General features: G+C 63.0%; 7 protein-coding genes and 1 pseudogene. 6 read left to right on the plus strand and 2 right to left on the minus strand.

Annotation, left to right across the window (positions count from 1 at the left end; genetic code table 11):
* Window positions 1-66: 66 nt before the first annotated feature.
* Window positions 67-1,977 carry a methyl-accepting chemotaxis protein gene (locus ACNPAA_RS06740; RefSeq protein ID WP_161469882.1) on the minus strand — a complete coding sequence of 637 codons (1,911 nt, stop codon included), beginning with the start codon at window positions 1,975-1,977 and terminating at the stop codon, window positions 67-69.
* A gap of 273 nt (window positions 1,978-2,250) precedes the next feature.
* On the opposite strand from ACNPAA_RS06740, the gene ACNPAA_RS06745 reads away from it, so the two are divergent.
* The 3 genes and pseudogenes from ACNPAA_RS06745 (at window position 2,251) to ACNPAA_RS06755 (ending at window position 9,184) form a co-directional block, all read left to right on the plus strand.
* Entirely contained in the window at window positions 2,251-4,554 is a 2,304-nt protein-coding gene (locus ACNPAA_RS06745; RefSeq protein WP_201872795.1) for a patatin-like phospholipase family protein, read from the plus strand.
* Window positions 4,555-4,783: 229 nt separating this feature from the next.
* Window positions 4,784-7,381, plus strand: a complete 2,598-nt coding sequence (acnB, locus tag ACNPAA_RS06750) for a bifunctional aconitate hydratase 2/2-methylisocitrate dehydratase (protein WP_201872794.1) — start codon at window positions 4,784-4,786, stop codon at window positions 7,379-7,381.
* Window positions 7,382-7,612: 231 nt separating this feature from the next.
* Window positions 7,613-9,184, plus strand: a pseudogene (locus tag ACNPAA_RS06755) (EAL domain-containing protein).
* On the opposite strand, the gene ACNPAA_RS06760 reads toward ACNPAA_RS06755, so the two are convergent.
* Window positions 9,181-10,098 carry a LysR family transcriptional regulator gene (locus ACNPAA_RS06760; RefSeq protein WP_417891656.1) on the minus strand — a complete coding sequence of 306 codons (918 nt, stop codon included), beginning with the start codon at window positions 10,096-10,098 and terminating at the stop codon, window positions 9,181-9,183. The pseudogene ACNPAA_RS06755 and the gene ACNPAA_RS06760 sit on opposite strands and share 4 nt — an antisense overlap.
* 76 nt (window positions 10,099-10,174) lie before the next feature.
* On the opposite strand from ACNPAA_RS06760, the gene ACNPAA_RS06765 reads away from it, so the two are divergent.
* The 3 genes from ACNPAA_RS06765 (at window position 10,175) to ACNPAA_RS06775 (ending at window position 13,513) form a co-directional block, all read left to right on the plus strand.
* Window positions 10,175-10,792 carry a LysE family transporter gene (locus ACNPAA_RS06765; RefSeq protein ID WP_103244165.1) on the plus strand — a complete coding sequence of 206 codons (618 nt, stop codon included), beginning with the start codon at window positions 10,175-10,177 and terminating at the stop codon, window positions 10,790-10,792.
* 115 nt (window positions 10,793-10,907) lie between these two features.
* The gene (locus ACNPAA_RS06770) at window positions 10,908-12,314 is read left to right on the plus strand and encodes a D-arabinono-1,4-lactone oxidase (RefSeq protein ID WP_128297046.1); all 1,407 of its coding nucleotides are present in this window, start codon (window positions 10,908-10,910) and stop codon (window positions 12,312-12,314) included.
* Between the two features lie 71 nt (window positions 12,315-12,385).
* Window positions 12,386-13,513, plus strand: coding sequence for a CobW family GTP-binding protein (locus tag ACNPAA_RS06775; protein ID WP_029314837.1), 1,128 nt, complete (start codon window positions 12,386-12,388; stop codon window positions 13,511-13,513).
* Window positions 13,514-13,660: the final 147 nt, after the last annotated feature.

Here is a 13,660-nt window from a genome sequence, read left to right on the forward strand (position 1 = left end):
GCCGTCATGGGGGTCGGTATTCCCTGTCGACCCGGTGAAAAAAGGGCGCCGCAGCGCCCTTTCATCTTATAACCGGAAGTTGCCGACCAGCTTGTCGAGCTCGCCGGAGAGCTGTTGCAGGCTGCGGCTGGACTCGGTCAACTGGTGGGCGATATCAGCGGTCTCCATGGTGAGCTGGTTGATGTCCTCCACGTTGCGGTTGATCTCCCCGACCACGCTGGACTGCTCTTCGGTGGCGGTGGCGACCTGGATGTTCATGTCGCTGATCTGGGTGATGTGCCCGGTGATCTGGTCGAGGGCGCCGTTGGCCTCGTCGGCCTGGGTCACCACCCGCAGGCTCTGGTTGCGTCCCTGGGCCATGGCACTGACGGCGCGGGCGCTCTGCTCCTGGAGGCTGTTGATCATGCCCTGGATCTCGGCGGTGGAGGCGGCGGAGCGGCTGGCGAGGTTGCGCACCTCGTCGGCCACCACGGCGAAGCCACGGCCCTGCTCGCCGGCACGGGCGGCCTCGATGGCGGCGTTGAGGGCCAGCAGGTTGGTCTGCTCCGAGATGCTGCGGATGGTGTCGAGGATGCTGCCGATGGAGTCGGTCTGGCTCGCCAGGGACTCGATGACCCCGGCGACCTGTTCGATTTCACCGGAGAGGCCGACGATGCCGTGACGGGCCTGGGCGACGACCTGGGCCCCCGCATCGGCCTGCTCGTTGGCCTGCTTGGCGACGTCGGCTGCCAGGGATGCATTGCCGGCGATCTCGCTGACGGTGGCCCCCATCTCGTGGATGGCGGTAGCGACCTGGACGGTGCGATCCCGCTGGGCGGTGCAGTTGTGCTGGGTGAGCTGGGCTTTGGCTGCCACCTCGTTGGCGGTGGCGGCGAGCTGGCGGGAGTTGCTCGCCACCTGTTCGATGGAGCCGTGGATCTTGGCGACAAAGTTGTTGAAGCCGGTCGCCACCTGGGCCAGTTCGTCACGGCCATCGACCTTGAGGCGATGGGTGAGGTCGCCATCACCGCTGCCGAGTTCGCGGAACAGGCGGGCCAGTTCGTTGAGGGGGCGGCTCACGGAGCCCGCCAGGAGAACGCCGAGCAGCCCCATGCCGACGGCGATGGCCAGGCTGACCAGCACCATGTGCAGGCGCGCTCTGTCCAGTTCGGCATAAATTTCGGCCTCCGGCACCTGGGCCACCAGATACCAGTCGAGCAGAGGGATGTAGCTGCTGGCCAGGATCACGGGCTGGCCGTCGACCTCGGCATGGGTGGCGGCAAAGGGCTGCTTGTTGAGCAGGTTGGTGCTGCTGCCGCTGGCCAGCTGGGTCAGGTTGTCCCGATCGATGCGGGTGGCGTCGGGGTGCAGCTTCACCTTGCCGCTGCCGTCTGTCATGAAGACGAAGCCGCTGTCGCCGATGCGGAAGTTGGCGAGCATGCTGACCATGCTGTCGAGGGATTTGGCGAGGCCGGCGAGGCCGCGTCCGTCGAGTTGCTGGAAGTTGACGAACAGTTTCACCTCGCCGTTGCTCTCCCGAAAGATGCTAAGCATCAGATCCTGGCGGCTCTTGGTGTAGTCATAGAACCAGTTGTCCTGCTCGTGGTTCAGGATGCGCAGAAAACCGTCCTGGTTGTAGTAGGCGGCACTCTGACGATCGGCGAAGGAGGCGGTGACCAGACCATACTGGCTCGTCATGTCCTTGAGCTGGTTGATGAGGATGGACTCCTGCTCCTTGGGCATGCCGCGCTCGACCCAGTCCAGCACGAAGCGGTCGTTGGCAAGCTGTCTGGCGGCATTGGCGACCGAAGTGAGATCCTTTTCGATCTCCTTGCCGATGCGCTGGGTCAGGTTGGGCAGCTCCTGCTCGAACATGCGGTCCTCGATCAGCTGCTGGGCAGAACGCTGGCTGAAATAGCCCACCAGCAGGCAGGAGAGGGCCACGGCGAGGATGACGGTGGCCAGAATTTTCTGTTTCAGTGTCAGGCTTGCGAACATAAGGGTGACTCGGAAGTGTGAACCAGGGTTGAACTCATAATAGCGGCTGATTTGGCGCGCTCTTGAGGCGGCGGGGGCCTTTATTGTCGATTAACGTTTGCGCTCACACCCGGATTGGGCTGGATTGGCGCCCGATTTTGCCGAGACATCGTCGCAAGCGGGGCGACCCCTCGCCAGCACCCCGGCTTGCGGTTAAAGTGCTTGCACTTATAGTAGGCTGCACCTGACTGGCGGCCTGCCCGCTCGACTCGCACCGGATTTATGGACTCTCATATGCGCATCTTTCATCGGGGATGGACCCACCTGCTCGTGCTCCTGCTGGCGACCCTGCCGTTCATGGCGGCGGCCGGAGCCAATGATCCCGCGCCTTCGGCCAGAAACCCGGGGGCAACCAAGATGGAGCGTCCGAGGATCGCCCTGGTACTGAGCGGCGGCGGTGCCAAGGGGTCGGCCCATATCGGGGTGCTCAAGGTGCTGGAGGCAAAGCACATCCCGGTGGACATCATCGTCGGGACCAGCATGGGCTCCTATGTGGCGGGCATGTATGCCATGGGGCTCAGCGCCGAGGAGGTGGAGCGCACGACGCTGGCCATCGACTGGAACAAGGGCTATCAGGACAAGGTGGGGCGCGACGAGCTATCCCTGCGCAAGAAGCAGCAGACCGAGAAGTACCAGCTGCGCACCGACATCGGGGTCAACGGTGACCAGACCCAGCTGCCGCACGGCTTCTTCCAGGGACAGTCCATGGCCAGCCTGCTGCGCCACGCCACCTCCAACCTGCCGGCGCAAAAGAGCTTCGACAACCTGCCTATCCCCTATCGCGCGGTGGCGACCGACATGGAGACGGTGACCCCCTTCGTGCTGGATCACGGCAGCCTCGCCAAGGCGATGCAGGCCTCCATGTCCATTCCCGGTGCCCTCAAGCCGGTGGACTGGGACGGCCGCATCCTGGCCGATGGTGGCACGGTCAACAACATGCCGGTGGACGTGGCCAAGGCCATGGGGGCCGACGTGGTGATCGCGGTGGACATCAGCGCCAAGCTGCGTACCCGGGAGTCCCTCAAGTCGGGATTGGCCATGATCGATCAGCTCACCACCTACATGACCCAGGTGGGGACCGAAAAGCAGAAGGCGCTGCTGGGCCCCAGGGACATCCTGCTGACCCCCGAGTTCGGCAACATGGGGATCGCCGACTTCGCCCTGATGCCGGAGGGGATCAAGATCGGGGAGGCGGTCGCCAACAGTGCAGCGGCCCGGCTCGATGCACTCTCTCTCTCGCCCGCCGCCTACGCCGACTATCGCAACGGCAAGCTGAGCCGGCGCGCCGAGCGCAGCGGCCAGCCCGCCTACTACATCGACAAGGTGGAGATCATCAACAAGTCGCGCCTCTCCGACGACACGGTGCGGGCCATGCTGAACGTGCGTCCGGACAAGGTGCAGACCTACGAGAGCCTGGAGGCGGGGATCCGTCGCCTCTACGCCCTGGAGTCGTTCGATCGCATCACCTACGAGGTGGAGGAGCGGGACGGGGAGAACGTGCTGGTGGTGGACGCCAGCGAGAAGAACTGGGGGCCGGGCTACCTCAACTTCCAGTTCGGTTTCACCGATGACTTCGAGAACACCTCCAACTACAACGTCGGCATGTCCTATACCCTCACCAACGTCAACGAGTGGGGTGCCGAGTGGCTGACCGAGGCGTCGCTGGGCACGGCCAAACATATCAAGACCGACTTCTATACCCCGCTCGAACCCTCCCAGACCTTCTATGGTGAGGCGAGTCTGGCCTATGACCAGACCCTGCGCCGCCTGTTTTTCCCCAATCCGGATCCCGAGATGGTTTCGATAAGCTATCTCGACTCCGAATACTCCTTTTTCAGCGGTGATCTGGCGGTGGGCTGGAACCGCCAGCCCTGGAGCCGGTTGTCGATGGGACTGGAGGGACAACTGGGCACGATTGATGTGAAGAACTTCAAGGGGCTGGAGATGGATGCCACGGCGTGGGGCCCCTATGTCCGCTTTGAACACGACAATCTGGATAGCCGCTATTTCCCCTATCAGGGGATGAAATGGGACATGAAACTGGGCCACTCACACGTCAGTGTGGATGGACTCGAGTCAGCAGATGGCCGCAGTGAAGGCTGGAATTATCAGCTCTCGATGATCAAGCCTTGGTCATGGGACAGGCACAGCCTCAACCTGATCCTCGAAGGGGGGGGCTCGGGCAGTGAAGAGGTGGTGCCGCTGCATATTCAGGATCTGGGCGGGCTGTTCCGCCTCTCCGGTTTCCAGCGCTACCAGCTGAGCGGTCGCTACAGCCTGTTTGGTGGCCTGCGTTACATCTATCGGGTGGCAGATAATGACTTTGGTGCCCTCAAGATGCCGCTCTATCTGGGTGGATCTCTGGAGCAGGGCGGGGTCTGGAACAAGGGTGAGGATATCAGTCTGGAGAGCTCGTTTACCGCCGGGTCGGTTTATGTCGGGGTGGAGAGCTTCCTCGGCCCTGTGTTCCTCGGCTACGGCATGGCGGAGGGGGGCAATGACGTCTTCTATCTGCAATTGGGCAGTACGTTCGAATAATGCCGAAATGATGCCAATTTGTTAACTCTGGTTGAGGGCGTTCAATTAATTTTCAAAAAATACCAGGCTGTTTAATTGGTTACGATTTTGTGGTGAATAAGTAAACAGGGTTTGGATTTTAATTAGTCGTTAAAACTTATATAGTGGGGAGCACCCTACGGGGTGTCCCGCAAGGACGATCGCCGCGAGCGTGGGCGAACCCCAAAAAAAGACCAAAGAGGAATTAGTCGTGCTTGAAACATACCGTAAACACGTCGCAGAACGTGCCGCCGAGGGCGTGGTTGCCAAACCTCTGGATGCAGAGCAGGTCGCCGCCCTGGTAACGCTTCTCAAGAACCCGCCCGCTGGCGAAGAAGACTTTCTGAAAGAGCTGTTGTCCTCCCGCATTCCCCCCGGTGTTGATGAAGCGGCCTATGTCAAAGCCGGTTTCCTCACCGCCGTCGCCAAGGGCGAAGCCCACTCTCCCATCCTGACTGCCGCCGAAGCCGTCGAGCTGCTGGGCACCATGCAGGGTGGTTACAACATTCAACCGCTGATCGACCTGCTGGATCACGCCACCCTGGCGCCGCTTGCCGCCAAGGGGCTCTCCCACACCCTGCTGATGTTCGACTCCTTCCACGACGTGGAAGAGAAGGCCAAGGCGGGCAATGCCCACGCCAAGCAGGTGCTGCAATCCTGGGCTGACGCCGAGTGGTTCCTGAACCGCCCGGCCCTGGCCGAGAAGATCACCGTCACCGTGTTCAAGGTGACCGGCGAAACCAACACCGACGATCTGTCGCCGGCGCCGGACGCCTGGTCCCGCCCGGATATTCCGCTGCACGCCCTGGCGATGCTGAAGAACGCCCGTCCCGGCATCACCCCGGACAAGGATGGCGTCATCGGCCCCATCAAGACCATTGATTCCCTGAAAGAGCAGGGCTTCCCGCTGGCTTACGTGGGTGACGTGGTCGGTACCGGCTCTTCCCGTAAATCCGCCACCAACTCCGTGCTCTGGTTCATGGGCGACGACATTCCGTTCGTGCCGAACAAGCGTGCCGGCGGCGTCTGCCTCGGTGGCAAGATTGCCCCCATCTTCTTCAACACCATGGAAGATGCCGGCGCCCTGCCCATCGAAGTGGACGTCTCCAAGCTGGAAATGGGCGATGTCATCGACATCTTCCCCTATGAGGGCAAGATCACCCGCCACGGCACCGACGAGGTGCTGGCCCGGTTCGAACTGAAGACCGAGGTGCTGATCGATGAAGTGCGCGCCGGTGGCCGCATTCCGCTGATCATCGGCCGCGGCCTGACCGACAAGGCCCGCGAAGCGCTGGGTCTGCCGTTCTCCACCGTGTTCCGTCGTCCGCAGCCTGTTGCCGACACCGGCAAGGGCTTCACCCTGGCCCAGAAGATGGTGGGCAAGGCATGTGGCGTGGAGGGCATCCGCCCGGGCACCTACTGCGAACCCAAGATGACCACGGTCGGCTCTCAGGACACCACGGGCCCGATGACCCGCGACGAGCTCAAAGATCTCGCCTGCCTCGGCTTCTCTGCCGATCTGACCATGCAGTCCTTCTGCCACACCGCCGCTTATCCCAAGCCCATCGACGTGCAGACCCACCACACCCTGCCGGACTTCATCATGAACCGCGGCGGTGTCTCTCTGCGTCCGGGCGACGGCGTCATCCACTCCTGGCTGAACCGCATGCTGCTGCCGGATACCGTGGGTACCGGTGGTGACTCCCACACCCGTTTCCCCATCGGCATCTCCTTCCCGGCTGGCTCTGGTCTGGTGGCCTTCGCCGCCGCCACCGGCGTGATGCCGCTGGACATGCCGGAATCCGTGCTGGTGCGCTTCAAGGGCGAGCTGCAGCCGGGCATCACCCTGCGTGACCTGGTCCATGCCATCCCCTACGCCGCCATCCAGAAAGGGCTGCTGACCGTCGAGAAAGCGGGCAAGAAGAACATCTTCTCCGGCCGCATCCTCGAGATCGAAGGTCTGCCGACCCTGAAGGTGGAGCAGGCATTCGAGCTGGCGGACGCCAGCGCCGAGCGCTCTGCCGCTGGTTGCACCATCAAGCTGGATAAAGAGCCGATCATCGAGTATCTGAAGTCGAACATCGTGATGCTGAAGTGGATGCTCTCTGAAGGCTACGGCGACGTGCGCACCATCACCCGCCGCATCAAGGGGATGGAAGAGTGGCTGGCCAACCCGGTACTGATGGAAGCGGACAAGGATGCCGAGTACGCCGAAATCATCGAGATCGATCTGGCCACCATCAAGGAGCCGATCCTGTGTGCGCCGAACGATCCGGACGACGCCCGTCTGCTGAGCGACGTGGCGGGTGACAAGATTGACGAGGTGTTCATCGGTTCCTGCATGACCAACATCGGCCACTTCCGCGCCGCTGGCAAACTGCTCGAGAAGTATCAGGGCGAGCTGCCGACCCGCATGTGGATCGCCCCCCCCACCAAGATGGACAAGGATCAGCTGACCGAAGAGGGCTACTACGGCATCTTCGGTCGGGTCGGTGCTCGCATCGAAATCCCGGGCTGCTCCCTCTGCATGGGCAACCAGGCGCGCGTGGCGGAAGGGGCCTCCGTGGTCTCCACCTCCACCCGCAACTTCCCGAACCGTCTGGGCAAGGGTGCCAACGTCTATCTGGCTTCTGCGGAGCTGGCCGCGGTTGCCGCCATCATCGGCAAGATCCCGACCGTGGAAGAGTACCTGCAGTATGCCAAGACCCTGGACGCCACTGCTGCCGACACCTACCGCTACCTGAACTTCAACGAGATCGCCTCCTACACCAAGAAGGCCGATGCGGTGATCCTGCAGCAAGCGGTCTGAGACTCGCCGGTCTGACCACTGAAAATAACAATGCCGCGTCTCGACGCGGCATTTTCCATTTCAGGGGGCTGCGCGATAATGACCCGCCATGCCCAGCAACGGCGTCGTCGATTTGCCTGGTACGCGCGTTGCGCTTTCGTTGTCTGGCCATGATGGCCCCACCGTTTCCTGGTGGGCATTTTTATACCGCGGTACCTGCGAAGCGGGCCCGCGCATTGCGGCGTGGTTGCTATGTTTCTGTTCCGGATTGATCTGGCCCGCATGAAGTGGCGCCTTGGTTGTGCCCTGCTGGTGTTAGCCCTGCCCCTGGTGATGGGAGGGTGGATGGTGCATGACAGCTACGAGCAGGAGCTGAAGAACGATGCCAGTGCGTCAGCCAGCAAGGCCAGAACCTTGCTGGAGCGCATGCTGGATCAGGCCGAGCGGGCCAACCTCGAGGTATTGCCGCTGGCCGGTCGCTCCTGCAGCGACAACCTGTTGCTGCTGCGCAAGCGAGTGGCGCTGGAGCCGTTCCTGCGCTCCATCAATCTGGTGCGACAGGGGATCATCAACTGCACCTCGCTGTTTGGGCCTGCCAGGGAAGTGGATGACGGCTCCCGCTACACGGATCGCAAGTTGCTGCTGATGAGCGGCAACCTGGTGCGCAAGAATCACCCCTTGCTGGTGGTGCGTCAGGAGCGGGGGCGTGATGCGGCACTGAGCGCCATTGACAGCAGCCAGCTCAGTTTCATGCTCACCCTGAGCAGCGATCCCAGCGAGCTGTTCTTGCAGGTGGGGTCCGCCTGGCTCGATGAGTCCGGCCACTTCCAAAGCGATCCGCCGAAACTGCACAGCAAGTTTGCCCTGATACTCGCCTCCCAGCGTTACCCCTTCACCATCCACGCCGGTTATGCCATGCCGATCTACTGGCGTGCCCTGTGGGAGGCTCGCCATCTGCAGCTGATCTGGCTGGGAGCCAGTTCGCTGGTGCTCTCACTGCTGGTGTGATGGCTGCTTGGGCGGCCGGGGGCCCTGACGGACGAGCTGAGACGCGGGCTGCGATCCAGGGAGTTTGTCCCCTATCTGCAACCGCTGATCGCCAGCAAGGGCGGCAAGATGGTGGGAGCCGAGGTACTGATGCGCTGGCAACATGCCACCGAGGGGCTGATCCGCCCCGATCTCTTCATCCCCCAGGCGGAAGAGTCTGGCCTGATCGTGCCCATGACGGTCAACCTGATGAAGACGGTGGCCAAGACACTCCACCCGGTACAGGAGCAGTTGCCCGAGGCATTTCACATCAGCTTCAACATCAGTGCCATCCACTGCCGGGACCTCTCCCTGGTGGCGGAGTGCCGCGACTTCCTCGGCCACTTCGTTCCGGGACGGGTGGTGCTGGTGCTGGAGCTCACGGAGCGGGAGCTGCTGGTGACCAGCCCGCAGACCCTCTCCCTGTTTCGCCAGCTCGACGAGATGGGGGTGCAGCTCGCCATCGATGACTTTGGCACCGGCCACTCCAGCCTCATCTATCTGCAGCAATTCCACGTGGACTATCTCAAGATCGACCGCTCCTTCATCGGCCGTATCGGGACGGAGTCCCTCTCCGAGCACATCGTGGACAACGTCATCGACCTTGGGGGACGGCTGGGGTTGTCCCTGGTGGCCGAAGGGGTGGAGACGGAGCAGCAGGCCGCCTATCTGAGAGGCAAGGGGGTCCAGTATCTGCAGGGATACCTGTTTGCCCGCCCCATGCCGATACGCCAGTTCTGCCGGGAGCTGACGGCGGGAGAGATACAGGTCGCTGCCGGGCGCACCGCCCAGGGCTAGGCCGCGCCCACCAGGCTGTGCAGCCAGTTCACCAGGATGTCGTGGGGGCTGCCGGGTTCGGGAGGGGCGGGGGCGAGCAGGTGATAGCCGGTGCCGTCGGGGACGAAGCCGAGCGGTGCCACCAGCAGACCGGCCTCGATATCGTCGCACACCTGGCGGTAGGGGCCGATGGCGACTCCCAGCCCGGCGACTGCCGCCTGCAGGCTGAAATAGAAGTGCTCGAAGGTCTGACCCGGCACCTCCTCGTCGGCGGACATGCCTGCGTGCTGCTGCCACTCCAACCAGGCGCCCGGACGGGTCTTGGTGTGCAGACGGGGGGCCGTTGGCCTGAGGGCCTGCACATCCCCCCTGGATTCAAAAAAGTGCGCCACCTTGCCCGGCGGGCAGACAGGGCCGGTCCGCTCCTCGAACAGCAACTGGTTGTAGAGCTCGGCAGGCCAGTGAAAGTCGTTGCGCCGGATGGCGAGATCGATGCCGCTACCGAAGTTGAGGGCGCCGCCACCGGCCATCAGATGCACGTCCAGCTCGGGGTGCAGGGCCTGGAAGGCGGGCCAGCGCGGGATCAGCCAGCGCATCAGCAGGGTCGGCTCACAGGAGATGACCAATGAGGATGGTCGCCCCTGCTGGCGCAGTGCCTGCGCCGTCTGGCGGATGCCGCCCAGCCCCTCCCTGACCGCCTGATAGAGCCGTTCGCCCGCCTCGGTCAGAAAGACCCGGCGCTGGCGCCGCTCGAACAGCATGACCCCCAGATCCTCCTCCAGCAGGCGCACCGCCCGGCTGACGGCGCCGTGGGTGAGGTGCAGCTCGTCGGCAGCGCGGCTGAAGTGTTCGGTGCGGGCCGCCACCTCGAAACAGCGCAGTGCGGTCAGGGCGGGCAGCGACAGGTTTTTCTGTGAATTATTCTCACCGTTCATGTCAGAAGTTATCGTTCGTTATTGGCATCATGGCCAAATAAAATAGCCGATATTCCATGTAATCAGGACTATTTTCATGACCGAACTGTTAGCCGTTGTCGCCATTACCCTCTTTGCCGTCATCAGCCCCGGGCCCGACTTTGCCATGGTGTCGCGTAACAGCCTGCTGCTCTCGCGCCGCACCGGCGTGCTGACGGCGATCGGCATCGCGGCCGGGGTCTGCGTGCACGTGACCTACACCCTGCTGGGGGTGGGCCTGCTGATCCAGCAATCCCTCTGGCTGTTCAACCTCATCAAGCTGGCAGGGGCCGCCTATCTCATCTTTCTCGGCATCAAGATGCTGCGGGCCAAACCGGCTGCCGATGAAGAGAGCATCTGTCAGCCTGCCCTCTCCAGTCTGGGTGCGCTGCGCACCGGATTTCTGACCAATGTGCTCAATCCCAAGACCACCATCTTCATCGTCAGCCTCTTCATGCAGGTGGTGCAGCCGCAGACGCCGCTGGCGGTCCAGATCGGCTATGGCGCCTTCATCGCGCTGGCGCACGCCCTCTGGTTTGGTGCGGTGGCGCTCTTCTTCTCCACCCCTGCGGTGCGGGACCGACTGCTGGCGGTACGCCACTGGATCGATCGGGTGTTCGGGGGCCTGCTGGTGGGATTCGGCATGTTGCTGGCATTGACCCAGCAGACGCGCTGAGGCGGGGAGGGGCGCTCCCCCTATCCACCCCCGACTGTAGGGTCTTGTTTTTCATGCCTTGGCAGCCACTTTTCGGTAGAATTGGCGCTCATTTTGAAGTCAGATGAGGCGCGGTATGACGGTCAGGTTCCAGGCATTTCACAGCATCAAGGCGATTGGCAATCGGGAGGTGCTGTTCAACTGGTCCAGAACCAACCCCCTCGGCGCCCTTGATCAGGTGTGGCGCCCGACGACCCGTGACGAGCTGCAGCAACTGCTGCGGGAATACCCCGAGCGCAAGCTGCGGCTCATCGGCTCCGGCCTCTCTTTCGAACCCATCCACAGCGTCTACGCCGAAGGCAGCCAGGCGCTGCTGGTGGACCTGCACCACCTGCGCGGCCAGCTGGACAAGACTGCCGATACGGTGACCTACCTGGCGGGGACGCCGCTTGATACCATCTATGCCGACCTCATCGCCATGGATCGCATGCTGCCGGCGTCCCCCGGCGTCATCGGCATCCAGACCCTGGGCGGTGCGCTCAGCACCGGCACCCATGGGCAGGGACTGCACCAGTCTGCCCTGTGCGATGCGGTGGCTGCCCTGACCGTGATGCTGGCGAGCGGCGACATCATCCGTGTGGATCGCACCGATCCGCGCTTCGGCGCCTTCGTGATGGGCATGGGGATGCTCGGCATCCTGCTGGATGTGACCCTCAACACCGTGCCCAACCGCATCATGCGCTGCACCAAGTTCACCACCGACTACCCCTTCCTGCTGGAACACAACGAGCGCCTCAACCGGGAGCACGCCTTCGTGAAGAGCTGGTGGTTCGCCTGGACCGGCGAGAGCCACATCTGGCTGGTGGATCCCGCCTCCGATGACGAGGTGGCCCGCTACCGGGCCGGGGGCAGCGAGCCGCTGGTGCTGGAGGGAGACATGGACGAGCGCATGAACCTGGCGCTCAATGCCACCATAGACGCGACCCTGCAGAAGATGGCCAGAGACACCAAGGACGAGGCCAGGGCAGGCGAGCACTTCGAGACGGTACGCCGCTTCAAGGACGCCTCGGATCTGGTGGGCAACGTCTACCAGATTCTCTGCAAGGGGATCCCGGCGCCCCAGATCAACTGCGAGGTGGCCGTGCCCCTCGAACGCATGGGGGAGGCCCTTGAAATCCTGCAGGCATGGCAGGAGGCGAACCCCGGCGTGCTGCACTACCCCTTCATCCTGCGCTGCACCGGTCCCTCCGTGGCCTGGCTCAGTGCCGCCCATGACAAGTCGGTGTGCTGGATAGGTTTTCTGGTCTATCTGGCGGCGGACGGGACCTTTGTCGGGGGCTCCATGGAGCAGATGCGCGAGTTGCAGCAACTGCTGGTGCCCCTCGGCGGCATTCCCCATTTCGGCAAGCACCTGGCGATGGACCTCTACGACTTCCCTGCCTTGTTGCCGCGCTGGCACGACTTCCTGGCCCTGAAGCGGGAGCTTGACCCCCATGGCCGTTTCGAAAACCGCTGGCTCGGCGACCTGTTCGCCAACCGGTAAGGATCTGACATGACCGATATGCAAGACACTCGCTTACTCATCCTCCTGCCGATCAGAGGGGGGGCAACCCGATGACAGACATGCAAGACACCCGCATCCCCGTGACCCTGCTGACCGGTTTTCTCGGCAGCGGCAAGACCACCTTGCTCAACCACTGGGTCAAGCAGCCCGAGCTCGGGGAGTGCGCCGTGCTCATCAACGAGTTCGGCTCCGTGGGGCTGGATCACCATCTGGTACAGCAGGTGGACGAGCAGGTGGTGCTGCTCGATTCCGGCTGCATCTGCTGCTCGGTGCAGGGCTCCCTGGTGGAGGCGCTGCAGGGGCTTTTCATGAAGGCCATCCAGCGCAAAATCAAACCCTTCAAACGGCTGATCATCGAAACCACTGGTCTGGCCGATCCGGCCCCCGTGCTGTTCACGTTGAGGGAAGAGGGCTTTATCGCCCAGCGCTACCGCTTCGACGGCACCGTCACCGTGGTGGATGCCGGTCATATCGAGCAGCAGCTTGCGGCTCAATATGAGGCGGTCAAACAGGTGGCGCTGGCGGATCTGCTGGTGGTGAGCAAGGGCGATCTGGTGGATGAAGAGACCCTTGCGCGGGTGGAAGCCCAACTGGCGGCCCTCAATCCGGCAGCCCCCATCCAGCGGGTCAGCAATGGGGTGCTCTCACCTGCGGTGCTGGAGAAACTCGGCGCCTACAACGAGGCAGCGGGGCGCGACGTGCGCCAGTTGCTGGCCTGGCTGCGTACCGAATCCCCGAAACAGGGGCTGGCTTCGCCCATGCAGCCGAAGATGACGCCGTTTGCCGCCAAGGTGGGGACGGCCGCGCCCACCCGCTTCGAGCACGGCAATATCGAAAGTTTCTCCCTGCGCATCGGCGAGCCGCTCAAGCCCTCCCGCCTGCTGGCCGCCATCGATGCGGTGCAGGCGCAATACGGCGATGCCCTGCTGCGTCTCAAGGGGATATTGCAACTGGAAGGGGAGAGCCAGCCAGTGGTGATCCACGGCGTGCACGGCCAGCTCTATCCGTTGCAGGCGCTGGGGGAGTGGCCCGAAGGCAAGGCCCAGTCCCGGCTGGTGTTCATCGTGAAGAGCCAGGACAGGGTAGGCATAGAGCAGTTGTTCCTCTCAACCCTCAAGGCCCCCGAACCCAGCCTGGAAGAGCACCTCAAGGCCATGCTCGGCCAGCCGGATGCCTGATATGCTGATATGACCCGCGCTCGTGCGGGTCTAATGAGATGGTCACCCCCACCCTGTGAGCGGTACGCTGACAGGGTGTTTTTCTTTCAGGAGAGGCCATCATGGAAAACGTTGCGCTTATTGGTATTGATCTCGGTAAACACTCTT

Origin of the sequence: Aeromonas sp. PS2Canimalfood6, from assembly GCF_048276795.1 — a bacterium.
GTDB lineage: Bacteria > Pseudomonadota > Gammaproteobacteria > Enterobacterales > Aeromonadaceae > Aeromonas > Aeromonas caviae.